This is a genomic window from Pseudomonas sp. P129 (genome assembly GCF_020312195.1).
Taxonomy (GTDB): Bacteria; Pseudomonadota; Gammaproteobacteria; order Pseudomonadales; family Pseudomonadaceae; genus Aquipseudomonas; species Aquipseudomonas fragariae.
The window spans coordinates 1-25411 of the sequence record NZ_JAGPYS010000004.1 but is presented as its reverse complement, the minus strand read 5'-3'; the positions used below and the strand labels follow the sequence as shown (position 1 = coordinate 25411).

Annotated in this window: 34 protein-coding genes; 12 read left to right on the top strand and 22 right to left on the bottom strand. The window is 56.8% G+C overall.

Annotation, left to right across the window (positions count from 1 at the left end; genetic code table 11):
- Window position 1 precedes the first annotated feature (1 nt).
- From KBY02_RS12120 to KBY02_RS12050, 15 genes are all read right to left on the bottom strand, one after another.
- Window positions 2–280 carry a hypothetical protein gene (locus KBY02_RS12120; protein WP_225650482.1) on the bottom strand — a complete coding sequence of 93 codons (279 nt, stop codon included), beginning with the start codon at window positions 278–280 and terminating at the stop codon, window positions 2–4.
- A gap of 43 nt (window positions 281–323) precedes the next feature.
- The gene (locus KBY02_RS12115) at window positions 324–908 is read right to left on the bottom strand and encodes a phage baseplate assembly protein V (protein ID WP_020313278.1); all 585 of its coding nucleotides are present in this window, start codon (window positions 906–908) and stop codon (window positions 324–326) included.
- A complete protein-coding gene (locus tag KBY02_RS12110) occupies window positions 908–1435 on the bottom strand; it encodes a hypothetical protein (RefSeq protein ID WP_225650480.1) in 528 nt (175 codons plus the stop codon). The genes KBY02_RS12115 and KBY02_RS12110 overlap by 1 nt, the downstream gene beginning before the upstream one ends.
- Window positions 1428–2084, bottom strand: coding sequence for a phage tail protein (locus KBY02_RS12105; protein WP_225650478.1), 657 nt, complete (start codon window positions 2082–2084; stop codon window positions 1428–1430). Before KBY02_RS12105 ends, KBY02_RS12110 begins: the two co-directional genes overlap by 8 nt.
- A complete protein-coding gene (locus KBY02_RS12100) occupies window positions 2081–2395 on the bottom strand; it encodes a hypothetical protein (protein WP_096115282.1) in 315 nt (104 codons plus the stop codon). Before KBY02_RS12100 ends, KBY02_RS12105 begins: the two co-directional genes overlap by 4 nt.
- Before the next feature lie 2 nt (window positions 2396–2397).
- Window positions 2398–3393: a major capsid protein gene (locus KBY02_RS12095; protein WP_074910542.1), complete on the bottom strand. Its 996-nt coding sequence runs from the start codon at window positions 3391–3393 to the stop codon at window positions 2398–2400.
- Window positions 3394–3479: 86 nt separating this feature from the next.
- Window positions 3480–3824: a head decoration protein gene (locus KBY02_RS12090; protein WP_225650477.1), complete on the bottom strand. Its 345-nt coding sequence runs from the start codon at window positions 3822–3824 to the stop codon at window positions 3480–3482.
- Window positions 3821–4972 (bottom strand): head maturation protease, ClpP-related, encoded by a 1152-nt coding sequence (locus KBY02_RS12085; protein ID WP_225650475.1) that lies wholly within the window; start codon window positions 4970–4972, stop codon window positions 3821–3823. Before KBY02_RS12085 ends, KBY02_RS12090 begins: the two co-directional genes overlap by 4 nt.
- Window positions 4969–6450, bottom strand: a complete 1482-nt coding sequence (locus KBY02_RS12080; protein ID WP_225650473.1) for a phage portal protein — start codon at window positions 6448–6450, stop codon at window positions 4969–4971. The genes KBY02_RS12085 and KBY02_RS12080 overlap by 4 nt, the downstream gene beginning before the upstream one ends.
- Window positions 6447–6653 (bottom strand): phage head-tail joining protein, encoded by a 207-nt coding sequence (locus KBY02_RS12075; RefSeq protein WP_003377401.1) that lies wholly within the window; start codon window positions 6651–6653, stop codon window positions 6447–6449. Before KBY02_RS12075 ends, KBY02_RS12080 begins: the two co-directional genes overlap by 4 nt.
- A gap of 1 nt (window position 6654) precedes the next feature.
- Entirely contained in the window at window positions 6655–8694 is a 2040-nt protein-coding gene (locus tag KBY02_RS12070; RefSeq protein WP_225650471.1) for a phage terminase large subunit family protein, read from the bottom strand.
- Window positions 8695–8703: 9 nt separating this feature from the next.
- Complete coding sequence (locus KBY02_RS12065) at window positions 8704–9249, bottom strand: hypothetical protein (RefSeq protein ID WP_225650469.1); 546 nt, start codon at window positions 9247–9249, stop codon at window positions 8704–8706.
- 215 nt (window positions 9250–9464) lie between these two features.
- The gene (locus KBY02_RS12060) at window positions 9465–9653 is read right to left on the bottom strand and encodes a hypothetical protein (protein WP_004663048.1); all 189 of its coding nucleotides are present in this window, start codon (window positions 9651–9653) and stop codon (window positions 9465–9467) included.
- Window positions 9613–9999 (bottom strand): hypothetical protein, encoded by a 387-nt coding sequence (locus KBY02_RS12055; RefSeq protein WP_225650467.1) that lies wholly within the window; start codon window positions 9997–9999, stop codon window positions 9613–9615. The genes KBY02_RS12060 and KBY02_RS12055 overlap by 41 nt, the downstream gene beginning before the upstream one ends.
- Window positions 9996–10319, bottom strand: a complete 324-nt coding sequence (locus KBY02_RS12050) for a phage holin, lambda family (protein ID WP_003377395.1) — start codon at window positions 10317–10319, stop codon at window positions 9996–9998. The genes KBY02_RS12055 and KBY02_RS12050 overlap by 4 nt, the downstream gene beginning before the upstream one ends.
- 917 nt (window positions 10320–11236) lie before the next feature.
- On the opposite strand from KBY02_RS12050, the gene KBY02_RS12045 reads away from it, so the two are divergent.
- Window positions 11237–11494: a DUF1652 domain-containing protein gene (locus KBY02_RS12045; RefSeq protein WP_074910563.1), complete on the top strand. Its 258-nt coding sequence runs from the start codon at window positions 11237–11239 to the stop codon at window positions 11492–11494.
- Window positions 11495–11631: 137 nt separating this feature from the next.
- Here KBY02_RS12045 and KBY02_RS12040 read toward each other — a convergent pair whose 3' ends face one another.
- The 5 genes from KBY02_RS12040 to KBY02_RS26545 form a co-directional block, all read right to left on the bottom strand.
- Entirely contained in the window at window positions 11632–12114 is a 483-nt protein-coding gene (locus tag KBY02_RS12040; protein WP_225650465.1) for a hypothetical protein, read from the bottom strand.
- A 328-nt stretch (window positions 12115–12442) separates the two neighbouring features.
- The gene (locus KBY02_RS12035) at window positions 12443–15136 is read right to left on the bottom strand and encodes a bifunctional DNA primase/polymerase (RefSeq protein WP_225650463.1); all 2694 of its coding nucleotides are present in this window, start codon (window positions 15134–15136) and stop codon (window positions 12443–12445) included.
- A complete protein-coding gene (locus KBY02_RS12030; protein WP_225650462.1) occupies window positions 15133–15339 on the bottom strand; it encodes a TraR/DksA C4-type zinc finger protein in 207 nt (68 codons plus the stop codon). The genes KBY02_RS12035 and KBY02_RS12030 overlap by 4 nt, the downstream gene beginning before the upstream one ends.
- Window positions 15332–15820 carry a phage regulatory CII family protein gene (locus tag KBY02_RS12025; protein WP_225650460.1) on the bottom strand — a complete coding sequence of 163 codons (489 nt, stop codon included), beginning with the start codon at window positions 15818–15820 and terminating at the stop codon, window positions 15332–15334. Before KBY02_RS12025 ends, KBY02_RS12030 begins: the two co-directional genes overlap by 8 nt.
- A 227-nt stretch (window positions 15821–16047) precedes the next feature.
- The gene (locus KBY02_RS26545) at window positions 16048–16287 is read right to left on the bottom strand and encodes a YdaS family helix-turn-helix protein (RefSeq protein ID WP_225650576.1); all 240 of its coding nucleotides are present in this window, start codon (window positions 16285–16287) and stop codon (window positions 16048–16050) included.
- A 124-nt stretch (window positions 16288–16411) separates the two neighbouring features.
- Between KBY02_RS26545 and KBY02_RS12015 the strand changes: the two genes are divergently transcribed.
- Window positions 16412–17161, top strand: a complete 750-nt coding sequence (locus KBY02_RS12015; RefSeq protein ID WP_225650457.1) for a S24 family peptidase — start codon at window positions 16412–16414, stop codon at window positions 17159–17161.
- 142 nt (window positions 17162–17303) lie between these two features.
- On the opposite strand, the gene KBY02_RS12010 is transcribed toward KBY02_RS12015, so the two are convergent.
- Complete coding sequence (locus KBY02_RS12010) at window positions 17304–18158, bottom strand: DUF4435 domain-containing protein (protein ID WP_225650575.1); 855 nt, start codon at window positions 18156–18158, stop codon at window positions 17304–17306.
- The gene (locus KBY02_RS12005; protein ID WP_225650455.1) at window positions 18148–19470 is read right to left on the bottom strand and encodes an AAA family ATPase; all 1323 of its coding nucleotides are present in this window, start codon (window positions 19468–19470) and stop codon (window positions 18148–18150) included. The genes KBY02_RS12010 and KBY02_RS12005 overlap by 11 nt, the downstream gene beginning before the upstream one ends.
- 311 nt (window positions 19471–19781) lie before the next feature.
- On the opposite strand from KBY02_RS12005, the gene KBY02_RS12000 reads away from it, so the two are divergent.
- The 10 genes from KBY02_RS12000 to queD all read left to right on the top strand — a co-directional run bounded on the left by KBY02_RS12000 (window position 19782) and on the right by queD (window position 25210).
- Complete coding sequence (locus KBY02_RS12000) at window positions 19782–19976, top strand: hypothetical protein (RefSeq protein ID WP_225650448.1); 195 nt, start codon at window positions 19782–19784, stop codon at window positions 19974–19976.
- Window positions 19973–20545, top strand: coding sequence for a deoxynucleotide monophosphate kinase (locus tag KBY02_RS11995; RefSeq protein WP_225650446.1), 573 nt, complete (start codon window positions 19973–19975; stop codon window positions 20543–20545). The genes KBY02_RS12000 and KBY02_RS11995 overlap by 4 nt, the downstream gene beginning before the upstream one ends.
- A 49-nt stretch (window positions 20546–20594) precedes the next feature.
- Window positions 20595–20831: a hypothetical protein gene (locus tag KBY02_RS11990; protein ID WP_225650574.1), complete on the top strand. Its 237-nt coding sequence runs from the start codon at window positions 20595–20597 to the stop codon at window positions 20829–20831.
- Window positions 20828–21202, top strand: coding sequence for a hypothetical protein (locus KBY02_RS11985; protein ID WP_225650444.1), 375 nt, complete (start codon window positions 20828–20830; stop codon window positions 21200–21202). Before KBY02_RS11990 ends, KBY02_RS11985 begins: the two co-directional genes overlap by 4 nt.
- Complete coding sequence (locus tag KBY02_RS11980; protein WP_024659826.1) at window positions 21199–21441, top strand: pyocin activator PrtN family protein; 243 nt, start codon at window positions 21199–21201, stop codon at window positions 21439–21441. The genes KBY02_RS11985 and KBY02_RS11980 overlap by 4 nt, the downstream gene beginning before the upstream one ends.
- A gap of 100 nt (window positions 21442–21541) precedes the next feature.
- Entirely contained in the window at window positions 21542–22033 is a 492-nt protein-coding gene (locus tag KBY02_RS11975; RefSeq protein ID WP_024659825.1) for a hypothetical protein, read from the top strand.
- Complete coding sequence (locus KBY02_RS11970) at window positions 22030–24084, top strand: DNA cytosine methyltransferase (protein WP_225650442.1); 2055 nt, start codon at window positions 22030–22032, stop codon at window positions 24082–24084. Before KBY02_RS11975 ends, KBY02_RS11970 begins: the two co-directional genes overlap by 4 nt.
- Window positions 24081–24539 carry a hypothetical protein gene (locus KBY02_RS11965; RefSeq protein ID WP_225650440.1) on the top strand — a complete coding sequence of 153 codons (459 nt, stop codon included), beginning with the start codon at window positions 24081–24083 and terminating at the stop codon, window positions 24537–24539. Before KBY02_RS11970 ends, KBY02_RS11965 begins: the two co-directional genes overlap by 4 nt.
- Window positions 24540–24577: 38 nt before the next feature.
- The gene (locus tag KBY02_RS11960; protein ID WP_005760693.1) at window positions 24578–24778 is read left to right on the top strand and encodes a helix-turn-helix transcriptional regulator; all 201 of its coding nucleotides are present in this window, start codon (window positions 24578–24580) and stop codon (window positions 24776–24778) included.
- A 75-nt stretch (window positions 24779–24853) separates the two neighbouring features.
- Window positions 24854–25210 (top strand): 6-carboxytetrahydropterin synthase QueD, encoded by a 357-nt coding sequence (gene queD, locus KBY02_RS11955; protein ID WP_024639679.1) that lies wholly within the window; start codon window positions 24854–24856, stop codon window positions 25208–25210.
- Window positions 25211–25411: the final 201 nt, after the last annotated feature.

The window sequence follows — 25411 nt, the reverse complement described above, 5'->3', positions numbered from 1 at the left end:
CTTACTCCAACGACTCAAGGTCGGGATGCGTGCTCAGACACTGCACCGCGACCGCGTCATCTGCCAGCGCGGTGACAATGCCTTTGGCGACCGCCAGCGTGCGGTCATCCGGCAGGATAAGCGTGCGGGAGGTGTACAGCGTGTCACGGTAGGTCCGAACCGCCACCGGGGGCACGGGAGGTGAAACGGCATCAGCTACGGATGCAGTCGCAGGTGTGACCTGATTTGCTTGTACGGCCGGCTCATCACCAGAAGCCTTGTCGCCTTTCACTGTCGCCATCGAATAATCTCCAGACATTAAAAAGCCCGCAGTGCGGGCCGGGTCAGTGCTTGTGGTTCGGGGTGTTGCCACCCGTGTCGATAATCTGCCCGCCGCCATGGATATCACCGACTACGGCGAGCGTTCCGCTGATCGTGACGTTGCCATCCAGCGTGATCGTGGCTGCCTTGGCAGTGATCGTTCCGGAGGTCGCACTGATAGAGTCGTCGGTCACAACGGCCGAGCTGGCTCCGACTGTGACAGTCACCGTTCCAGAGGGCAGATCAATTGTGTAGGTGTTGGCCTGCCAGTCGTAGATCAAGGAACCGCCGTCGTCAAAGCGCCAGACTTCGACGTGGTCACGGTTATCAGGCTGGGCACCGGCATTGCCATACAGCCCCGGAATGAACGTGCCCTGCGACACGTCACCGCTGGCACTGATTAAGGTGCCCTGCTCGTTCATTGACGGTGCTCGCCAGTGGCGCGCCTTGCCAGCTGCAACGCTGTGCCAGCGAACCCAGGCACTCACCCAATTTCCGTCTGAAACACGACAGACCGGAGGTGATGCGGCAAGGTCCAGCGCTACGACGTAGCAGTCCTTCACCACACCGGCCAGCATGCGGTCATGTTCAGCCAACGCGAAACTCATCACATATCCTCAGGCGCTTGGTAATGGTCATCGCTGTCGCGCCCGGTATCGGAAGTGAACGCGAAGACCAGCGTGCCGGGTGGCTCATTCGGCCACGGCCATTCCTCCTCGCCGAGGTAGATCCCTTGAGTCCACTCGACGACCCAGACTGCGTAGCCGTCCAGCTCGGGACGCGACCAGTCCTGCGCGGCACGGACAAACTCGGAAGGCTCGACTTCAAGCCCCCAGGTTTGCAGCCTAAGCAGTACAGCAAGTTGCGAGGCTGCAAAGGCTGCCTGCTGCTGACATTGCTCGCGCTCTGACCCCACGATGACCCGTGCTTCGAACCGGGCAATCAAGGCCGTTTCCCCAGTGCCCTGATCAACGCCCGGCTCCAACTCCACCAGCTCGATCAGCACGGCCGGGACGGCGATCTGCTGGAGCATGTCCGGCATGGTGCCGACGTACTCAAGCCCGACTATCGCGTCCCTAATGTGTTGCTCAATGGCTTCATACAGCGAATCAAGATTGAAGGCTTCGTCAGACACGGGCGGTTCCTTTCAGGTACTTCTGCAACTCGTAATTGAATTCCTGCTTGAGAATCTCCAGCAGGCGTTCATCGGCCTGTTTCACCCAGCTATCGAAGTGGGGTCTCGCCTCTTCCAGTGACACCTTGGCTTTGGCCAACGGGAAGCGGCTGCCGTTTTCTTCGATGAAGCCGGAGCGGCGTTTGCCTTGCCTTGTTTCGGCGTACGCGCCTGAGTCGAAATGCTTGCTCGCAGTGCGTATCCAGATATCAGGACTGCCGCCGTAAACCGTTTTGAAGAACGCGCCCTGATAACGGCGACCGGCAACTGATACGCCGGTGCGGCTCTGCCGCGCACGGCCGATACGACTAGCAGAAATGGCATCCAGACCAAACCAAAGCTTGCCGCGCATCGTGCCACCGCTGACCGGGTAGGCCCGAAGGCGTTGCCGAACAGCCGTGACTGCGATGCGCTCTTGCCGCCCAACGGCCCTGGCAATGTGCGTGCGCAACCAGCGCAGCGTCTTGTTGATGGCTCGACGCTGGGCTGCTACCGCCGCTTCGGGAACCGCCGCCGCAAAATCCTTGAACGCTTCCAGATCGGCCGAGGATGGCTGCAAGGTGATCATGCCGTCCTTGGCCGACTGCTTGTAGAAGCTGCCTACGCTCATGGGTTAATCCTCAGAATCAACGTGACCAACGCATCCCCTCCAGGCTCCTGACGGATCAGCGTGTAAGTACCTCCACCGTCCTGCACTGGCAGATCGATGCGTACCTGCTGACGCTCAACAACGCCCTGCGCGTCGAGAACGCGGATGACCAGATGCGGCTCACGCAAACCCGTGTTGATGCGACCCAGCTTGGGCTGTAGCCAGGGTGCCGAGAACATGCCCGACACCTCGCGCCCCTCAATAAACGCCGTGTCGCTCAGTACATCGAACACGGCGTCATCTAGGGTTTCGATCAAGTCACGGAACGCCATGACTACAGCGTCAGGCGGATCTGCGCCCGAGGTCGGGTGCAAAGGTGCAGCGGGTTGGACTGAGCTTCACCCGCCACGCCCTTGCCGAACGGCAGCGTTTCCAGCTTGCTGTAATAAGGGATGCCTTGCGTGTTGACCGTTTCCATGTAGTCCGCTGGAGCGAAAGCCGAGATGTACAAGTCCGGCACGCCCTCAGGTACGAGCAGCGCCTCGTCGTCATTCACGAAAGCGATACCGGCGACCTTGCCACGGTAGCGTTCCCAAACGATGCCACCGAACTCGAAACTTTCGCGGGCATCACCGCGCAGCTCCGACGCCTGCGCCGAGTTGAGATAGGTCTCTTTGACCGACTTGTGAACGATCAGCTTGTTCCAGAAGTTCTTGCCGCAGAACGCTCGTGAGCCGGTGCTGGTCACGCTGCCGAGTGCGTCCTCTTGCATGTCCAGCGCTTCGCCCGCTTTGACGCGCAACTCGGTGCCTGCGTCGTTCAGGCCCATGGACAGGCTCTGACGCTTCACGCCAAAGGCTGCGTATATGTCCAACAGCACGGTTTTGCCGTCAGCATCCAGCACCTGGCCGTTGAGCGCACCCATGCGCTGAAACTCGTGGGTGGCGTCGAGCTGGCGGCGGGCACGGGCCAGCCGGGTGTTGATCACGTCCTGAACAGCCTGCAGTTCAGTGCGGGAACCGAATGCGCGAATGCCTTGAATCTCATCCGCCCGGATCGTGAAGCGCTCCGGCAGGTGGACGGTGTTGAACGGAATCATGTGACGCTTGGTGCTGGTGACGACAAGACCAGAGCTACCACGCTCACCGGCCGGGACCAGCGCCAGGGTGTCGCCGTCCTTTTCGATCTGCACAGTCAGGGTCGCGATGCCCTCTTCCTGAAACAGGCCGAGACCGCTGATGCGCCCCGGCAGGTAAGGTTGCTCGTTGATGGCGGCGGTAAGCGTGGCGACGCTGAATGCTTCGTCGTCGAAAATGGCGATATCGGCCATGGGGGTATTCTCCAGAAAAACGAAACCCCGCAAATGGCGGGGTCGGATAAACGAAAATGAATCGGGGCTTGTGGCCGATAGAACGATCAGCGAAGGATGATGAACTGCTTGGCCAGCGCTTTCTCAGCGTCCAGATCCAGACCGGTCAGCAGCGTTTCAGCAACCTCGGCCAGCCGCACTACGGCGCGACCGCGACGAACGATGTCGGACTCAGGAAGAGGTGCGAAAAGAATCGCAACAGCGATCTCGCTACCGTCTTCGGCGGTCGGGTCGTAAGGGGCGAACTCACCAGACGCTGTCACCAGGCCCAGCAACTGGCCCGCATTCAGGGCCTCACTGGCGGCCACGTTGATCGACTCTCGCGAGATGTTTCCGGCACCTTCGGAGAGAAGGAATTCACCGGCATGGATAGGCTCCATTTTGATGGTCATGGACGTGCTCCTGTAGAGGTCGGTTTCTTGCCACCCTGCGCCGCCCTGCGGGCCGCATAGATGTCGTGGTGATCGGGTTGCTTGGCCTGAACCTTGGCCGGTGGATCGTCCTGCAACGGCAGGCTGTTATCGATTTCAAAGCCCTTGCCGCTACTGACCAGCTTCTCAAACAGACGCGCCTGCACGGCCTGCTTGTCCAGCCCTGCGCTGACGAATTCGGCGGTCAGCTCCGGCAAGCGAGCCGCAACACACAGGTCGCGCACACCCTTGGCCTGGGTGATCGCCGCCTGCACCGTTGCGTGATCAGCGAGCTTGGTGGACGCAATCAAAGGCTCGATCAGGTTGTTGATGCCCGCTGCGCCGCAGGCTTTCGTAATCATCAGCGCCAAGGCGGATGCATCAGCCGGTTCAGGATCAGTTGGTGGGTCAGTTCGTTCTGGCTCGGGCTCGGGCTCAACGGCGTTGAGCTGATCCAGCAAGGCCTTTGGCGTCTGGCGGAACCGCTGTATGGCAGCACCCTGCCCCAGGCAGGCTTTGACCTCTACTCCCGCCCCGATCTCGTCGGCCAGGCCAAGCGCCAGTGCTTCCGGCGCGGTGAGCCAGGTTTCAGCGTTGACCATGCGCCGCAGCTCGACCTCGTCGATGTCCGGCGATTTGGTCTTGTACGCCGCGATAATGGCTTCCAGCGTCTGGTCCAGCACATCGGCGACCTTGCGCAGGTCCTCGGCATCACCGGCTGTGTAGGTCCACGGGTTGTGGATCATCAACATGGCGTTGGACGCCATGACCATGCGATGTGCGCCACAAGCCGCAACGCTCCCGGCACTGGCCGCCAGCGCATCGATCCGCGCCGTGCAGCGCTCACCCAGCCGGTTCAACGCGTTGTGAATTGCCAGCCCGTCGAACAGATCGCCACCGATGGTATTGAACGCCGCCACGATGGGCGACACGCCGTCATCAATGGCTTTCAGGTCCTGAATGAACTGGTTGGCCGTAATGCCCCAGCCGCCGATCTCACCGTAGATATAGATCTCGATGGTGGTCTGCTCGGCCTGGGTTTCAGCCTTGATGCGGTACCAGTTCTGGTCCTCGACCGCCAAGGCAACCGGGGCCTTGTTGAAAATGCGAAACGGCAACAACGGTTTCATGGGTTCTCCTTCTCGTCGGGGTCCTCATCGAACGCCGACAAGGTGCTGTAGTTGAGGCCCAAGCCTCGGGCGCGAGCCGCATCAGCGGCGTTTTCTTCGTCCACGATCTCGGCATCGGTGCCGGTGCGCAGGCACATCTCACTGCGCGAGGCTAGGCCCGCGTTGATCTCCATCGTTCTTGATTGCACGTCCTGCACTGGGTGGATGTAGGACCAGCCTTGCGGTACCCAGCGCGTGCGCAGGTATTCGCGACGGCGTGCGGCGTAGTCGTCCAGTTGCAAAGCACCCGACAACACCGCCATGTCCATCCACGCCGCCCGGACGGGACGGCACAGTTGGTGGACATACACGCTGAACTGCAGCTGCTCCAGACGCCGACGAAACTCGTTGAGCACCACCCGGATGGTGCGGTCGTTGACGCCGCGCATGTCGCCGGTCATCAACTCATAGGGCAGCCCCGCACCGGCAGCTGCAGCCATAAGCTGCTGCCGCATGAAGTCGGGATAGTTGTTGCCGCCATCAGGCGGTGTCGAGAATTCGACCTCCTCCCCCGGCAGCAGCTCCTGCATCGTGCCTGGCTCCAGCGCGACCATCGGCGTGAAGCCGTCGCCTCCGACCTTGATCGGCGCGCCCGTCAACGGGTCGAGCATGGGCGGACCGTCAGCAGAAGGCTTGCGGATGAAGCCCGCGAACAGGTTGGCTACCTCCTGACGAAACAGGACAGCATCGTCGAAGTTGTCCAGGCTGCGCAGTCGCTTGAGCACTGGTGCAAGCCGAGGCACACCGCGAAGCTGGCCGGGCTCCACCGGCTCAAAAATGTGCAGCATCTGGCTGGCCGGGATACGCACCAGCATGTTGTAACCGGCGTTGATAGAGGTCATGTCACTCGGGTGGGAGCGATAACACCAGTAGGCCACCCGCTTGCCGAATCCGTTGAATTCGATCCCGGCGCGGATGATGTTGCCGGTGCTGGTCACCTCAAACTTGTCATGCGGAACGAACTCAGGTGCCAGGCATTGCAACTGAAAAGGAACCGCCAGGCCGTCGTCCATGCGTCTCGGGCGCAACCGGACAAAGCATTCGCCCGACTGCTCAACCGTCCGGGCGATCAAAGCTTGCTGACCGTAGAAGTCCGTCAGTTGATCGGCATCGGACTCATCCACCCAGTCCTCCCACGTCTCTTGAAAGATACGGCGCAATTCCTTGTCCGCGATCCTGGGCTGCGGGGTGATGCCGGTGCCGATAAGGTTGCTGACCCTGCGATCAATGGCATTGGCTGCATAAGGGTCATTGCGCACTGCGGCTCTGGAGCGGGATCGCAAATTGCGCAGCGCGGGCATGATCAGGCTGTTGACGCCTATATCAGGTGCGTCCCAAGTGGCAGACCGGCGACCGTCGGCAGCGCCTTCATAGCTGGCCTTGATGCGCTCCGGCACCAGAAAGCCTGAGCGTGACAGCGTAGGGTAACGAGTGCTCACAGGCCTTTGCCCCCGTGGTATAGGCGGACAACCCGCGAGCGTGGACCGGCAGCATTGGTCAGGCTGGTGCGGATCAGATCGCGAGCCTGGATCAGCTCATCAACCGAGCGGTATTCGACCGTCCGATCTGCGTAACGCACGATCTTTTCGCCACGCCCTATCGCTGCCTCGACGGCATCAAGGTGCTTCTGGGTGTAAGCCATATCAACGTCTCTTCAGATAGCCGCTGGTGGAAGCACGGCGTTGCATGGGTTGCTGGGGTTGCTGGGGTTGCGGAGTCGGACGATCTGGCGCTCGAACGGCAGCAGCCACAGGCTGAGGTCGAGGTTCCGGCCTAGGCTCAGGTTTTGGCTCCACACTCAGACGCTCTGCCATAGGGGCTTTTGCGTGACCTGTGTCGTCGAACAGACCGGCTTGCGCCAAGGCATTTTTGAGCCTGGCCCAGTCGTGCTCACCGTAGCGATGCAGCCCCAGGTAATGCGCCATCGCGAGGCTGTACACCAGCAAGTCCAGCGCTTCGTTGCGCTCAGCCTTGCCCTTCACCCACTCGATGCGCTTGAAGCCTTTGACGTAGCGAGTGACCTTGCGCTCAGCCACGCATTGGCCAAAGAAGTCATCGGGTAAATCTTTGGGGAAGTGCAATGCGCCCGGCCCGTTTTCCAGGTGGTAGCGGTTGTAGATCCAGTCCTTTGCCGTGTCGGTGCCGACCATCCACAGCTCAGCACCATTGCGCTCGGTCTGGCCCTTCCACGTCACGTCAACCAGTGAGGGCCGTTGAGCGATAACCGGCTTGCCGGGTTTGCTCGCGCCTTTGATGGCGAAGACATTGCGCCAGCGTCGCACGCGACAGAACTGATAGACCTCGTGAGTGTGGTGTCCACCTGAGTCGACACCCGTTGCCAAGATCGCTAGGCTTACCCCACATGGGTGGCGGTAGCGCTCTTTGAGCTTTTCATCCAGCACCTGCCAGGTCCGATCATCAGCCGGATCGCCCATGATCACTTGAAAGTCGACGATCCAGCGCTCCATACCTTCGCCGATGCCCACGACCATCATTTCAAGACGATTAGCCTGCACGTCGACTGATGACACTAGCGACAACACACCAGCAGGCATGGTGCCCAGCACGTAGTTTTCCAGCAGCGCTCGGGCTTGCAGGACATCGGCTTTGGTTTGCTCTTGTGCGCTGTCCCAGACCTTGGCGAGACGAGTGTTGTAAAACACCTGCATCGGTTCAAGGTCGCCCCTATCCTGAGCTTTCTTGGCCTTCTCATATTGCTTGGCCAGTGATGACCAGTCCTGCCACCCAAGCGGGGCGTACAAAGCGTTGAGGTGGAAACCCACCGTCTCACCATCGCCTTGGGCATGTGAGCGCCATTCGCCACGGGCGAGCATGTCACCCTTGTGAAACTCCTCGATCAGGACGTCGCAGTCCGGACCGGCGCACTGGTAATGCACGGTGGTGAAGTCCGGCGAGTAAAGCAGACGTTCCCACTCCAGCGTTTGCATGTACCCACACGTTGGGCATGGCACGTAGTAGTAGCGCTGGTCGCTGGTCGAGAAGAGGTCATCGATTCGCGAAGCGCCTTTGATGGTCGGCGAGCTGGAGAAGTAAAACTTAGCGTTGCGCCCGAAGGTACTGCCCCGCGTTTCAGCCAGCTCTATCGGGTCACCCTCATCATCAACATCCACGTCCCAGCGATCCACTTCATCGCCGTAGACAAATCGCGCCGACAGTTCGGCAAGGTTGGCCGCAGAACCGGCTGTTGTGGCGAACAGCGCTCCACCTTCGAACTCTTTGGTATCCATCGTGTTGCGAGCATCCCGAGAACGCGGCGAAGCCACACGTTCACGCAGAACCGGCGTTGCGTTGATGGTCTTGCTAATCCGCGCGGACACCCGCTTGGCCAAGCCAAGGCTGGGCAACAAGGTGAGGATGTTCGACGGTGACATGTGGATCAACGCCCCGATCCAGTTGAGTGCTATCTGCGTCTTCATCAACTGCGAGGCCACCATGGTGACCACCCGCTTACAGGGATGACCAGGCGACAAACAACGCATCGGCTCTCGGGCGTAAGGGGTACGCGCCGTGCGGTATTTGCCCGGTTCGGCAGCACCTGTATCTCGCGGGATACGCATGTGCTCGTCGGCCCACTCATCTACCCACAGTTCCGGGTCAGGCTTAAGTCCGCGCATATACGCGTCATGGTGAACTTTCACACCATCGGCGTATGGAAAATGCATATGAGCGCTCTATGAATGAATAGCGTTGTCAAAGTCCGCAGCTGTCATCGACGCCGCGTCATCAAGAACACGTCGTAGCGAAGCAACTAGGTATTTTTCAATCTCCCAAGGGTCTGACATTCCGGACAGTTCGGGAGCAATCTGGGTGGGCAAGGACAAAATTAGATCACGGAGCATACGACCGGCTGCAAATGCGGCAGCGTCGACTACCGCTACTTCAACCAGAGACTTGTTCGTTTCAAGAAGAGTGGTTTCAGCGAGCCTCGCTTGGGCCAATGCCAAACGTGCTTTTGATTGCTGGTAGCCAACAACCATTGACGACGACTCTGCCGGGTTAACCGGTTCGATAACATGCGAAATAGGACTGGGTTGAGCAGGCGTACTCGCTGGCCGTCTTGAAGGGTCGCTGGTAATACCCAAAAACTGTTCGGTGGCATAGACATCAACTAGCCCGTCAGCGGTCTCAACCAGTCTCCCGTTTTGAGCAAGCTTGCCCACGTACTGTCGAGACCAACCTTTGCTTTTTGCGTAAGCAGTACGTGAGAGAAATGTCATGTAAACCTCTGTCAACTAAAGCGCTGTCAACTGTCAACCACTGTCAACCAACGTGGGAAAACTGTCCGCTAACAGACTTCCGCGAGTCCGCAGCCCCGTATGCCCCGAATACCCCCAGGGTCCCCCCTCTCTCGGGGCGCACCAAAACAGGTCATTCGACCCGAAACGCCGAGATCACGAGCCAGGGTGCGGGTGGCCGTGGGTAGGTCCACGACCTACTTGCTCTGGCTGCGCAGGATCTGGGCGTCGACCTGATCGGCACAGGTGTCGAGCAGCTTGATGGCCTGATCCTTCAGCTCCCAGACGTCGCCGTTCGAACGAAGGTCAGCCTCATCGGCGTTGATGCGTTCACAAGGAATCAGCTCAGGGGGTTCGATTCGAACCGCTGACGTCTTTGTGACCACCACCGGCTTTGCCGCGCAGGCCGTCAGGCAAAGGCTGAGAAGCCCAATCACGAACGGGCTTGCTGTTGCGCTTGAGGTCTTCAAATTCTTTCCTCGCCTGTTTGGCTTTGTTTTCGCTGGCCTTGATCCGTTGATTCAAGTCCTTCAGATAGGCAGCGTTACGTTGGGCCTCGGCGCGCAACGTGGTGATGGTGGCCTCGCTTTCGTGATTGGCGTCGAGTGCTTTCTTCTTGGCCGTTGCTTCCACTTCCACCTCGCCGCGCAACGCGACGACCCGGTACTGCTGAATGCCGACGAGCAGTACACCCACCAGCGCAATGATGATTGCAGCGGCGATAGCCTTCATAGGGAATCCACCTTCCGGCCTATGAAACGGGCCACCAATTCGCGAATGGCCGTAACGCCAAGAAAGCCAATCGTTCCACCTGCAGCTACCGATAAGCTGGGCGGCCAAGTCATCCACTCAATCAGGCTGGACGCGACCAGACTCAACGACCCGCAGATCAGCGCTTCGAATAAGATCCGGCGCTTACTGGTTTCTTTGGCGTCGTAGAGGATGCGCAGTAGAGAAACGACGATGGCCATGATCATGCCCTGCCACAGTGGATTTGAAATGGCCGCCACGATCCTGGCCCACGTATCTGGTTTGTCGGGCATGGTGCGCATCCGGTTGCCACCCTTCCGGGGGAGCTGAAATGAAAAACCCCGCCGAAGCGGGGTTAGTGACAGCCTTGGGGATGGCTGGGTGAAGCATGCACAGCAGGTGCTGTTGACTGTGATTCAGGCGCAAATCGCAGATCGTGCCCACGTTGTACCGGCGTTCGGAAAAACCGAAAAGGGCTGTTTAAAGGTTGGGCCAAATGTGGCCGCAATACAGCAAAGATACGACCACAATGCGACAACTCACCCGGACGAACGGTTAGAGTGCGTAACTGCAACCGTGATGCCCAACAGTTTGCATTCGACTTGACCAGCCTACGCGGTAGCCGCCGAGATTCGACGCGCCATATTACGAGCGGCTTCATGAACGCTCCGGGCGATATTTTGAATACGACGTGCTCGGGCATGACTACCGCTTTCAGACGCTCATCGCACGAAGAGATATACGCCCGTCGGAGTATGTAGCGGATTTCCAGGTGCCCGCTATGGTCAAAGCTCCCTACCAAGGATCAAGAGAACATGGACGTCACCAAAGTCAGGCTCTGCATCTACGGCCAGAACGACACCTTGCTGGGCACTATGGATAGCGAAGGGGTCATCAGGTCGGATCGAGCGGTTATTTTTCGAGTCAGGGATGGCGCTGTCTACTCAATGCACGAGAGCTATCTCGGGAAGCTGGTAGGCGGGGTGTGCCGTACGCCAAGGGGCGAGGTGATATTTACAGTGCGAGACATGTAAGTGTCGCGGCCGCAGAACTTACCGCAAATGAGGGGATATATATCTGCTCGGGGGGGGGAACGGCTGTAACGATGAAATTAAATCAGAGCTAACAGGTAATTGCATCAGCGAAGTGTGAATTGCTGCCTACACTCCGCAGGATGTAGGTCTTAGGAATTCTCCTGGCTTGCGACAGGGATGCCCGAATGACTTCCAGCTTAGATATAAGGCCTATCATTGAAGCTGCGTTTTTGCCGATAAAATGCATATGTGAGGTCGCCCCGGGTGGCTCGATGACGATCCGGATATCCGGCCCAGCCACCGAGGCGGAAGAGTTTACCGTTACAGGCATCGATATGAAGGCGCTGGTTACAATCCGCGACATCGTCGGGCTGGTACTTGAGGTGAAAGCGGAGATGAGGCTGCGGCGCTCGGCGTCCTATCTGCACCCAGGAAGGCGATAAGGCGCAGAACGAAAAAGCCCAGCGCCAAGCCCTACACCATTCAAGCGACACCCATCAACTGCAAACAACTGGTCAGCAAAATGGAAATGACTGGCCAAGTCCAATGCAAACAGGTGGTCGTGAACGCAATTCCACAGTCAGAGCGCGCGAGGGATTCCAATCGCTCTTGAGGCACCTGTCGCCACCTTCAGATGGCGGTTGGTATGCGGTCCAACCGAATAGCCACGGGTCGAGCCGCTCCGGAGCGTGAGAATCAATAGGACTTGCTGATGCAGGCGATCCACCCAGTTGCGATAAGTGCGATCAGCGCCTTCGGCAATACCGACAGCTTTCATCTGATCGCGGACCGTCGCCATGGCGCAATAACGCTCCAGTGCCAACCGTGCCAGCGGCGCGCGGCCTGACCGTTCCAGCTCTGCAACTGCTGCCTGAACCTCACTGGCAATGTGATCAATTCCACACCCAGCACCGCCAAGTATCCGAGAACCCGGTGTACCACGCGGCGGCGCACCGCCCCATTCGATGATCGCCCCCATCTGGCTGCCCAATCCACCGCCTTGGCCGCGCTCGCGCATCTGCTCGCCCCAATGCACCATCAACGCTTCGATTTCCTTGATCACTGCCCTTTCCTCTCGAAATCTAAACCCAACACACAAAACGCCCTACCCAACACAGACCCAACACAGCGAAAACCTTTTAAAAACAATGAATTAATAAAGAGTGTGCTAGGTGTGTCGGGTTTGTCGGGTTTATAGGTCCTCGCATGGAGAAAAAATAACTGCGCTTTAACCGGCATAAATAACGTCACGCATGCGCGCACGCGACGCCAAACCCAGCACACCCAACACACACGTCTGCACCCCGCGAAAAATGGGCGTTTGATCTGTGTCGGGTTGCCAAAACCAACCCAAAACATACCCAACACACCCGACACACTTTTAGAGGTACTCATGCTGCGACCGCCTTCACGTGGTCCCAGCTGTCGACGTTCCACCCCGCAAGGCGCGCCTTGGCCCGCCAGGCATCGACGGCAACGCCCAAGTCCGGCGCTCTCATTGATGGGGGAAGGGAAGCCTCAGGATCATCGGGCACAAAGAAAGCGCCGAAGCGCCGATCATTGCGTTCAGTCCAGGGTATTGACCGGGTCTTCTCCACCTCCGAGCTGATGAACAGTGAGAACTTCGTCTGGCTCATCACGTGTTCTTTGTTGCGCTGACACCACTCAAGGAACAAGGCGTAGAGGTCCGTTGAAAGACATACGCCCCAAAGCCCGCGACCCAGTTCGCCATACCGCCAAAGGTACAGAAACGTTTGCCACCCGGCCCGACTGAGCGCAACAAGCCGCTCGCGTGACGCAGTGCTAGGCGGGCGGGTGCGTTCATTGAAGTCCCCCAGATCCACACGTAGCAGCCAACCGTAGAGCGCGGCGACACCGCCATTCTCCAGCTCGCGGCCGATGGCTTTCTGTCGGGCGACCGGTAAGGTTTCCATCGGCCACATGACCAACATTCGCCGGTCACTGTCGCTGATCGGCCACGGCAGGATCTCGTTGCTTAGGAACACCGCGTTCATGTGGTTGGCCTCCTCCCAGCCGTTGATGAACTTCGACTCCATGCGCACGGTCTTGCCGGTGACCAGGTGCTTGATCTTGCCGACTTGGTTGTAGCGCTGGTCACGGCTGACCACCTCTTCGAACACGGCCCACATCTTCCTGCTTTGCCAAGCGTTGAAGTTGCTCTCCAGCTGGGTCTGACCAACCGTAGCGGCGTACTGCCCGTAAAGCGCACCGAAGGTGTCGGCGAACAACAGGCTTTTGCCCGAGCCCTCCATGGTGGAGTGCATCAACACCGCCGTGTCCATCTTGGCCCCGAGGTGTTGCAACGGGTATGCAAGCCACCGAGTGAGCCACAGTGCAGCAGCCTCATCACGGTTGCAGAGGAATGAAATCAACCAGCGCAGATTGGCGCACGCCGCGTCGTCATTGACCGGCTCCAAAGGCAGGCCGTCAAAGGTGTTGATGTATATGCTGGGGTCTTTGGTCATGGTCGGGTCGAAGACAATGTGTTCGACGTCCACCACCCGCCGCTCGCTGCTGTTCAACCAGAGCGCATAGGTGTCGCCCAAGGCCATTTTGACGGCCCCCTCGGCGATACGCCGTTTCTTCTCTCGATCCCAAACGTCTTTGGTGCCGTCGATATAGACGTAACGTTCCGTGGGGCGCATGCCCAGAGCACCGCCCTTCTTGCCCGACATTTTCCGGGCCTGTTCGATGTCCTTCACCTGATCGTCAGCGATCAGCTTCTTGTCCGTGGCATCGAGCCAAAGCTTGGCAATGGGCTTTCCCACGCGCGCTTCAAAAGCCGACTTCTTCATCGCCCGAGACTTATCGAAGTCCCAGACATGAGTGGTGCCTTCTACCAGTGCAAAACGCCGCAGCACCTGCTCGATGGTCAGCTCCTCCCCCGCGCCCCCGTCAGGTGCAGGAGCCGCCTCACTTGGAGCGTCCGGTGCTGCTGCATCTGGCCTGTCGCTACCCTCAGTTGGGGCCGGGGGAAGATCGCTTGCGCTGGGTCGGGTCGACTGCATGCCGAGCATCCGCGCCGCTTCCTTCACCGCCTTGGACTGATCACCGCCATGCTCCAGTAGACAGAACACTTCGAACGCGTCGTTTTGGTGACCGTTGGCCAGAGGATCAGCTGCATGATGTGAATACACCTTGCCTTCCGCCACGGTGATCCCAGGGAGTCCGGTACTACTCTGCGGATAAAGCCATTTCCCCCCGCGCTTGGTATAGCCGTGGCTGCGCAAAATCTCTTCGACGTCGTGGCAGTTGTTGAATTCGTCGATGACAGACGGCCGCTTGCCCCCTGCAGGGGCTGGCTTCGGTTTCGGCTTTTGTTTGCCAGCAGGCTTGGCGTCCTTCGGCAGCCATGGGCACGCAGCCTCCGCTCCCCGCTTGAAGACGTCCCAGTTGTTCCAGACATTCAGCAGATCGCTGATCAGAACCGGAAGCCCCGAAGCATCAGGCGGCGTGCGCCAGGTGTATGGCTGGCCGGTGCCTGGATGAATGGAGGGAGGCAGTACGTCCTGCACTAATCCTGCACGCAATTCAAACACTGTGAACCGCTTGTACTGCTCGGCATCTGCACGATACAAGGCCTCTCTGGCTGTATCGCCTGCCTCCCGAGCAGCGTTTGCCTTCAGCATGATTGACTTGTGCTTTGACCCATCCGGGTCGTTTTCATTGGGCCAAGACAGGGAGTGCCGCGTCAGTTCCAGCCCTTCCGGTACCTGAAACAGAACCCGGAACCTCAGAGGATTACCAACGACAGTCGGAAAAGCCAGTGCAAGCGCATCCAGATCAACGCCCAGCAGTTCGTACAGGACGAATCGTGTCCACTGGACATCGTCGACGTCCAGCGAACACACCCGGCTCGGCCCCAGCACAACGCCGAGGTTATGGTTGGGATTTTTCGTCCAGAACGCCTCGGCCTTGGCAGGATCAACGATGTACTTGCCGGGCTGGTTCCATCCCCTTCCCTTCGGGCCTTTCTCGCCCGGTTGAATCGGTACTAACGCAAAATTGAATGTCTCACAGTAACGACGTGCCCAAGCAGAAAGCGGGATTGGACGATCACTCATCTACGCTGCTCCCGCAGCGACTGACAGTGAATACACGTCTCGCAGCCAAAAATGGCAGCACGGCGTGGCTCCGGGATCGGATCGTCACAGTCTTCACAGAACTGTGAGCTGACCAAACTGGTCGGGATTCGGCGATGCTTAAACAGAGCGACGTCCAACAGGTACTGAGCCTGTTCCGTGGCGCGGTCGATATCGTCAGCCATTGGCACGATCCTCCATCGCCAGACGAGCGCCGGCCATGATGCCCAGCACCGCACGAATGATGTCGTTGCCCTGTTTCTCCAGCAGAGCGACTTCGTGCAACTCCCATACCCCGTCGGCAGCACCGTTATGCATGCCTGAAACGAACTCGCCCGTTTCGGTCAGCAGCTTGCCAACCGACTTGAGCGCATCCTGCGTCGCTGCGACGGGCTCTGGCTGATACCAAACAGCCCCGGCGGGACGCATCAAGGCATCAAGCAAAAGCGGGCTGCCAGTCAGCCGGACGATGTCTTCCAGTTCGTCGGGATTGAGCCAGCGCCGCTCCTCATCAAGCTTCAGCTTTTTCTGAAGGGCGTCGTTGTCCAACACCATGTCGTGGGCAAGAGCAGTAACTCCGCCCTTGTAGTCGCGTCCGGCGCGATAAAGCGCTTGGCGCAACGAAAGCACCTGACCAGCGTCAGGCAAAAGATCCATGCGACTCATAACCGTAAAATCCCCGTTTACGGTGTAGCCATAGGCAGGGGCACCCCCTATCCTACGACCACGACCGATGTGCTGTGCTAAACGTGCTGTGCGGCACGGTTCATCGTTTGAGCCAACCAGGTGAATCTTGTGGTGAGAGGACCTGGTCGGCGGAGTTGGCAGTGTTTTGCACTGCCGTTGCTGGGTCGGGGGAATCTTGTGGTGAGAGGTCCCCGGCCCTGCGACTTTCAAGCAGCGTGCGACTTGTGCAAGTCTGTAGACTCACCAAATACATCGGGACGAAGTCGATACCGAGATACTCCAGTAAGAAGCTCAGTGCGCAGCACCAGTTCAGCTGGGACTGAGCCGCGCTTTATCCAATACGAAACGATTTGCTGAGATACGGGCCTTTCAGGCGATGACATTGCCGCAGCGAACGCTACCTGCCCACTGGCCTTCTCTACAGCCTCGAGCAGCGCCTCGCGCATGTCTTTTGATGGGGTCATACGAACCTCGAAGTAGAAATTCCGAAATTAATTTACAGGCTAATTTGTATTTAATCAACAAGCCATCCTGTTGGATGTTGTACAAATTGATTTGTAAAATTCACATATGAAAAAACCTACCCGCTCCCCTTCACCTGCTGCCGTTCTGTTCAAGACGCGACGGAAGGCCCTTAAGCTCAGCCAGACAGCTCTCGCGGACCGGGTGCGTGAATTACTGGGCCCCGATGAGACTTTTACACAGCAGACCTATGCAGCCTTTGAAGCCGGGGTTGCTCAAAACACACGATTCGCGTTGCAGATCGCCCAGGTATTGGGCTTGTCAATGGAGGACGTCGCCGCTTGTCACGGAGTCCAGCCTCACCCGGAGACGTCTGAGGCAATTCTTTTAGGCGCTATTGAGGTCTGGGACGACGAGACGCCACTTGAGGGTGATGAGGTTGAGGTGCCACTTTTGAAAGAGGTGGAACTGTCAGCTGGTAACGGAAGCATTGCTGTTCAGCAGCATTCCAGCTCAAAACTTCGATTCGGTAAGCTAACGTTGCGACGCCAGGGCATTGAGCCCGCAGCAGTTATATGTGTGTCGGTTACCGGTTCAAGTATGGAGCCAGTCCTACCAAGCGGCAGTACGGTAGGCGTGGATCAAGGCAGAAAAGAGATAAAGGACGGGGACATTTACGCGCTTAGCCACAGCGATCACCTTCGAGTGAAAATGCTGTATCGGCTACCCTCAGGAGGTATAAGAATGCGAAGCTTCAACCGAGAGGAATACCCGGATGAAGAGTACTCCAAAGAACGAATTGTACTTGAAGATATCAAAATCATAGGAAGAGTATTTTGGTATTCAGTGCTCAGATGAAAAACGGGTGAAAGGCCGTCGAAACGGCCTTTATTTGAATCTATATTAGAATTTCAAAAAGTCGAGATTGACGCAAGAACAGGCTCCGAATTTGACAACCGTCGAAAAACAACACAGGTGATACAAATAGCACTTCACCCCCTCATGAGCTCACATGCTCATACACATAAGGGTTACCCATACCTCGGGATTCGTGCCAAGAATTCACCTCAGTATAGATTTTTGATTTAGCGAAATCCGAATCTCGGAGAGCCTGTCTCAGCACAGGTTCAATTATGTTCGCACCTACTGACGCTCCACGCCCCAAAACAGACTTAAGACCGCCACACAGTATATCTATGGCATCATGGCCACGGACGTAATACCAATCGTCGACAGGCGGAAGCTGCGACATCTGCTCAAGCAGAAACTCTACCGAATCGCAAACCCCTAGTTCAACCGCACGCCTTAAAGCCCAATCCTGATCATAACTCCAATCATCCCGAAAAAAAGTTAAAGGCTTAAATTTTTTTAAACATACCTTTTTTGTAATATTATTAACAGCGCGAATTTTTCCAAAAAAAATGGCTCTTTCAACAATAGCCTCCGACACCGACAAGCCTTTCGCCTCGAAAGCATCAACAAGTGCAGGATTAGCAAACTCAGCTAAAACACAGGAAATACTGTTCGCTCTAAGCATCAAACCTTCGAGGTCTCGCGGCTCAGTAGAGACAACATTATCAGGCAATTGGTAGTTCGTTAACCAGTCGTAGTCATTATCCACCACCCCTAGTATATTAATACCTGAAAATTTATCATCGGAATTTAGCAAATCCATCGCACGAAGCAGTTTGTACTTACCTGTAGTATCTATGAGGCATAATCCAGGCTTTACTCTGGGCCTGAAAAACTTTATATCGGTTATGCCTTCCAGCAACCAAAATACTGTCTCTGGGTCAGTTGACACCGTCATCAATACTTCCGCTGCGATATCTCCGGGTTCTCTCTCAGTAATCATCTTGCTCACCAATCTCGTCAAGAGACTCCATAAGATCGAAAAAGTCTCCGACAATGAATGGTGAATGAGTTGCAATTATGGCGTCAAAGCCGACCAAATCTCTTATACGCTTTAGATCTTTAATAAAGCTTTTCTGCCATTTAACATGTAAAGAGATTTCAGGTTCATCTATTAGCAAAAGAGAGTTTGGTGAAGTCTTGAACAAAAGCTCGTACATCAAGACTATTTCGTGCTGCTCCCCTGATGACAAAGATGAAAGAGGAATCTCCCCCCCCAAATCACTAATCACTGACAGCCCAAACTCTTTGTTTATAACAAGTCGTTTGTGTGCAAGCTTTAGCTTAAGAAGATCAGTTAGGACAAAGCACTTTTCGGCGAGGGTACTGAAAACGCTTAATTTTGATTCGCTGTCCTGAACGAACAGACTCATTGTCTCTATTTTCCCAGGCGACAACGACTTGACGTCCGAGGGAAATGATGGCCCTTCAATAGATGCCAGCAATCCCATGGCGCTCAGCCAAGTTTGATAACGTTCAAGACTACTTAGGCGCTCGCTTACAAGATTAGCGGTTAGAAACACATGATCACCAGCAATCAGTCTGTGAGGAAATGACTGATCAAGTGTTTGACATCTTTTAGCATAATCGGAACTTACTGATTCAATTTGCGAAAGCATATCTGCAGCACATAAATCGACAGTCAGCCTAGAACTTTCTCGCCCACGAGTGGCCAGCCGATATGTATCTATCAGTTTTACGTTCAAGTCACGCCGTATTTTTTCAAAAAACGGTGATCTAGTCTTTCGTTTTCGGTTCTTAGCAGGTATGTATTTTTGCGTTAGATCCCAGACATCTACCGGCTCACCACTATTTTCGTCGAACCAAAGCCCTTGCTTTATCTCCTTCAACCAAGGTCTAGACGAAGCCATAGCTTTTGCAACATGTAGTAACTCAGGATCTATCGAAGAAATTGTTTCAACATGCGAAGTACCCGATTTAAAAAACGATATCTCTAACGGACTGGTAAGATAGGTTCGATCTGTCTTATCCTTGTCCTTGCTACTACCCTGTCGCGAGATCGAAATTTTTACATCATCCGAAAGGCCTACGTGAATGGTTCTAAACGGTATATTACTTAATAACTCGATATCCCATTCGAATATATATTTAAGACACTTGAGAAGTGCGGTTTTTCCAACACCGTTCGCACCGTGGATGATTGTGACCCCACCATCCTTGAGTTGAACTTTATGATTGTAGATACCATATAGTTTAGAAATAAATATCTCTTCAATTTTCACAGAGTCGCCCATCACCTACTCCTTTAGTAATGGACAGATAATGTCATGATGAATGGCAATCGGCCAGCCCCGAAATCAGGCTGCAGATGTTTTTTTCCCATGATTATTGTGTCCCTAAGCGACTCGTCAGGATCTCATTACCCCTGCACGCTTGGAGATCATAGATTTAGGCATCCAGCTAACGGGGCAAAACGAGTGCCTCACATGCCAAGCTTTTTGAGGTGGAATCAGCTCCAAAAGCATGGATACAAGCAAGACTGTTGACTTTTTTACAAGTTAAATTGTAATGTTTTCTCGTACCCTCCCACCACAGAGTACGAGCCATGCAAACCACTAAGCGCAACACCCGCTGCCCGGTGTATCTCCACCCGGCAGCGGCCTCAAACCGCGAATCTATCGCCAGCATTCAGCGCCAAACCGGCCCGCTGTTGATCGTCCAGCCGAAAAGCAGCGCCGCGAAAGCAGCAACTGCACCGGCATTCGATGACTTCGGTCCATGGGGAGGTGACGCGGCATGAAGCAGATCCTGATCGGCCTCACCGGCCCTGCCCGCTCCGGCAAAACCACCGCCGCCCACCACCTGGCCCACGAGCACGGATTTGAGTGCTACGCATTCGCCGACCCGTTACGCGACGGCATCATGGCCATATTCAACCTCAGCCCTGAAGACCTTGAGGGCGACAAGAAAGAGCAGCCCATTGACTGGCTGGGCCGCTCACCTCGCCAGTTGATGCAACTGCTCGGCACAGAGTGGGGCCGATACATGATCAGCGCGAACCTGTGGATCGACCTCGCCGAACAAAACCTTGATTGCCTCAGTGCGGTTTTCGACGGCGTGCCTGGCTTTGTGGTGAGCGATGTCCGCTTCGAAAATGAGGCCGACTTCATCCGCAAACGCGGTGGGACGGTCATTCACATCTACCGACCAGACGCAGCCGAAGTTAATCCCCACATCAGCGAAGCCGGTGTGTCAGTCCACCCGGACGACTTGGTACTAACCAACGATAGCGGCCTTCAAGAGCTGTATGGCGCACTGGACGAGCTTTATCGCGCCATCCGCTCACGCGGTTTGCTGGCCGTGGCCTGAGGCACTCGTCATGAACAGAACCCTCGACGCTACAGCAACGATTCTGGGCATGAAGCCACGGACATTTCGAGCGAAGTTGCGAGAAATCGGCGTGCTGACCCAGGCAGGCGAGCTCGCACCCAAGCGCCGCGACCAAGGCTACCTGTACGTAGATTCGCGCAGCCGCTGGAACAAGAATATTCACGCCTACAGCCACTATGCAGTGGTGATGGTCAAGGAGGCAGGTGTTACCTGGCTTTCGGACCAGCTTGGCATCACGACCACGAAGAAGGACGCCGCAGCATGACTCTGAACGCAATTACTCACGCCGTATGCGCGCTGAAACTGGTTCCTTTGCACCTGAACCACCCAACCATCGTAAGTCGCTCGACGTTGATCGGCGCATCGTCAGAGGCCCTCAGCATGCTGGACGGCTTGCCGCCTGTTACTGCCGAATTGGCGGAAGTATTTCGAGCTGTGGACGCTGTACTGCTTGAGGGCCAAGTCGCTTATGTGACCCCCACGCGATGCCCCGAGCGACCATATGGCGCAGTGGTGGCGGACGCAAAGGGACGGCTTTGCGCGACTGCAACCGGCAAATCGAAAGAGGGTCTCGCGGAGCTGATTCGCCTTCAGTTGGTGCCCCAAAAGGAGGGGCACGGGGAGGACGCTGCGTGAGTGAGACTTTAAGTCAGCTCCGGGAAGAGTTCGCCACGCCCTGCCCCACCTTGGGCACTGTGCGGGAACGGTACTTCTCGCACATATCGAGTGACCGCTACCTGCTTCGTAAGATCAACGCGGGCCGTATCGACCTCAAGGTTACTCGGCTGGGCGGATCGAATAAGGGCCAGCCGGTGGTGTATCTGCACGACCTAGCGACCTATCTCGATGCACAGGCCAAGTTGAAAGCGGCCTGATTCAAAGGTGGTCACTGCCTTCCAGTGACACAACGCACCAGCCCGTCGCCGTCCTCTCACCACCGATCCGGCGACGGGCTTATTCCCAAGGACACAGCACATGCAAGCACAGCACATCATCATTCTGGTAGGCATAGGGGTCTGCTTTCTGCTCCTCACCGTCTTCATCGTGAGAGCAATCAAGCGGGCAATAAGAAGGTCGTACTTGGCGGGAAAATCCGCAGGCATCGCCGACAGCAGCGCGCGAATTGATACATTAAATGCAGATATAGCAATGCTCGCAAGCGAACGCGAGCACCTTCTGCTCAGCATTGAACTCAAAGACCTCGCTATCGAGCATCTCAAAGAGCAGTTGAGCTCGGGCAATACCAGCTCCCTCACCAAAGCCGACCTTCAGGTCATGTCAGACACAGCCATCACGCTGGGGCTGGCCCATAAAACGTGGGTGCACGTCAAAGGCACAGAGCCATGGCGCACTCGGGCAACAACCCAACTTCAGCAGTTGAACGCCATAGTGCTCCGAATCCTTGGCGAGATTCGCGACAGCAACAAACCGACTGAAAGCCCGATTGACGTGGGGGAGGCGGCATGACCTCACTCAATCGCCCACCATTCGATTTCAAAACCCAATACAGCTTGGGCTTCAACGCGCAAGACGACGAGATTGTTGTCGATTTCTTCTGCGGCGGTGGCGGCGCTGGTACGGGGCTGGAAATGGGTCTCGGCCGAAAAGTCAGCGTAGCCAAGAACCACAGCGCGGCAGCAATCAGCATGCACACAGTCAACCACCCAGGCGCGAAGCACTTCACCACTGATGTGTTTGACGGCGATCCGGATACGGAATGCGGCGGCAAGGCGGTAGGCTGGTTCCATATGAGCCCAGACTGCACCCATCACAGCCAGGCCGCTGGCGGGCAGCCACGCAAACGCGAGATCCGTAATTTGTCTTGGATCGGTTTGAAGTGGGCAGGCAAGAAGCAACCCCGCGTCATCAGCCTGGAGAACGTGAAGCAGATCCTGCAATGGGGACCACTGGTGGCCAAGCGTTGCAAGTCTACCGGGCGGGTGGTAAAGCTGGCCGGTGGCGTTGCAGCGCCAGGTGAGATTGTGCCGGTCGAGCAGCAGTTTCTGGTGCCAGACCCTGCCCGGCGCGGCCAGACATGGGCGGTGTTCGTGGCCGAGCTGGAGCGCTTGGGCTATGCCGTCGAGTGGCGTGTGATCCGAGCGTGCGACTTCGGCGCGCCTACCAGCCGGGAACGTTTGTTCATGATTGCCCGGTGCGACGGCCAAGCAATCGTATGGCCAGAGCCAACACACGCCAAGCGCCCTACTAAAGGCCAGAAACCTTTGAAGACCGCCGCCGAGTGCATCGATTTTTCCGACCTCGGCAAAAGCATCTTCGAACGCAAGAAAGACCTGGCTCCAGCCACCCTACGCCGAGTAGCGAAGGGCATGAAAAAGTTCGTCATCGACAATCCGACGCCCTTCATCGTACCGATTGCGAACTGGTCGGGCGAGACGGTGCAATCGGCCAACGAGCCGCTGCGCACGGTGACGTCATATCCAAAGGGCGGCGCATTCACGGTGGTAAGCCCGGTCATCGCACCAGCGACCCACCAAGGCAGCGACCGCATCAATGATCCGCTGGAGCCATTGCCGACGATCACCTGCGCCAACCGTAGCGAGCTGACGCTGATCAGCCCGACCCTGCTCCAGTCTGGTTACGGCGAGCGCGAAGGCCAACAGCCCCGCGTGCCAGGAATCGATCAGCCGCTGGGCACAGTTGTTGCTGGCGGCGTCAAACACGTGCTTGCAGCAGCGCACTTAGTCAAGTTTCGATTCAATGATGCGGGCAAAGCGCTGGATGAGCCTTTGGCAACGATTACCAGTGGAGGCAACCATCGGCGGCCTGCAGGTGCAGCCCACGCTATGGGCGTGTCCACGGTGTTCATGGCTCAGATGAACGGCGGCTTCAACACCACGCACACCAAGGGCGTCGACGAGCCAATGTCAACGGTCACCAACACCGGAAGCCAGCAGCAACTAGTGGCCGCAAACCTGGTGCATCTACGCGGCAACTGTGATGCACGGACCGTGAACGATCCTCTACACACCATCAGCGCCGGCGGCCAGCACCACGGTTTGGTCACGGCATTCATGGAGCGGCAGTTCGGTGCCAGTGTCGGCCAGCCGCTTGACGAGCCTGCGCCCACCGTCACGGCCGGAGGCGGAGGTAAAAGCTCTGTCGTATCGCTCAGACTCTCCCCAGAGCATGAGGAAGGCGCACTGCGCGTCGCCGCGTTCCTGATCAGCTATTACGGGACCGAGAACGTCAGCAGCGCGGGCGAACCAGCGCCCACGATCACGACCAAGGATCGCTTGGCGCTGGTCACCGTGATGGTCAGGGGCACTCCCTACGTGATCGTCGACATTTGCCTGCGGATGCTCAAGCCGGCCGAGCTGTACAAGGCACAGGGTTTTCCCGATGACTATGTCATCACTCACGGAGCCGACGGCAAGCGATTCACAAAGACCCAGCAGGTGCACATGTGCGGTAACAGCGTCAGCCCTCCGCCGATGGCCGCACTTGCCAAAGCAAACGACCCATGGCGGCAGATCGAACTCTGCAGGGAGGCAGCATGAGCCGCACAGGAGCGCGTGATAGAGCGCGCAGACAGCTCACCGAGACACTGGCTGTATTGACTCAAGCAGTTTCGCTATTGGGCAAATCTCGAGTGGTTCTCAAGCGCTCGCGGTCTGCAGATGCTGCCGAGTGCCTAGCAATGATCGAATCATTTTGCAGTCGTCCGCTGCCCACGCATCCTAATCAGCACCCTGACAACCTGGCCGTAGACCGGTTTGCTGCTGCGATGAAAACGAAGCTTGCCGAGTCTCGAGCCAAAGGCCGGGGTAGCTGGGACATGCCGTGGGTGAAAGACCAGCAGCTCGCAGAACATCTGGTTAAGCATTTGCCAAAGGGTAACTCTGGCAATTTTGAAGACATAGCCAACTTCGCAATGATGCTGCATCAACGAGGTGCCGATCCCCATGAGCTGACTGTGGCCTACGCCGCAATTCGGCAGGGCTCAGATCAATGACTCCCAACGCATCCCAGCAACGCCAGAGGAAACAAATCATGGCAGCAGCCCAGAACATAGATCGCCTTCTGCGCCTTGACGAGGTACTTCACACTACGGGCCTCGGTCGGAATACCGTCTATCGCAGAATCAGGGAAGGCACCTTTCCGAAACAGGTTAGAATAGGCCCTAACTCAGTTGCCTGGCGGCAGTCAGAAATCGCTCGATGGATCACAGATCTATCACCCAGCAACGACTAACCAGTACATTGATTAGTACATTTAAAACGCGGCCTAGCCTAGAGGCCGCGTAATTCAAGCATTGCAGGTCATAAATTGGAAATCTTCAAAGAGTTTACCTTCGAGTCAGCACACCGCCTCCCCCACGTTCCGGAGGGGCACAAGTGTGGACGTCTGCACGGCCATTCGTTTCGTGTTGGCATTCATCTGGCCGGAAAGGTTGATCCCCATACCGGCTGGATCCGGGACTTCTCGGAAATCAAGGCGATCTTCAAGCCGCTTTATGAACGCCTCGATCATAATTACCTGAATGACATACCGGGCCTTGATAATCCAACCAGCGAAAACCTGGCGAAATGGATCTGGAATGAATTAAAGCCTCTGCTCCCGGAGCTGTCGGCAGTCCGTATTCACGAGACCTGCACCAGCGGATGTGAATACCGCGGCGACTGATTGCCCTGACAATAAAAAACCACCTCAGCGGTGGTTTTTTTGTGCCTGTAGACCGGCAGCACGTATTGAATGAGGCACTTCACATGCCGGATTTCTGTTAGCCGAAAAAACAAAAACCCTCAACGCGTAAGCGATGAGGGTTTCTGGAATTCAATCTTGACGATGACCTACTCTCACATGGGGAAACCCCACACTACCATC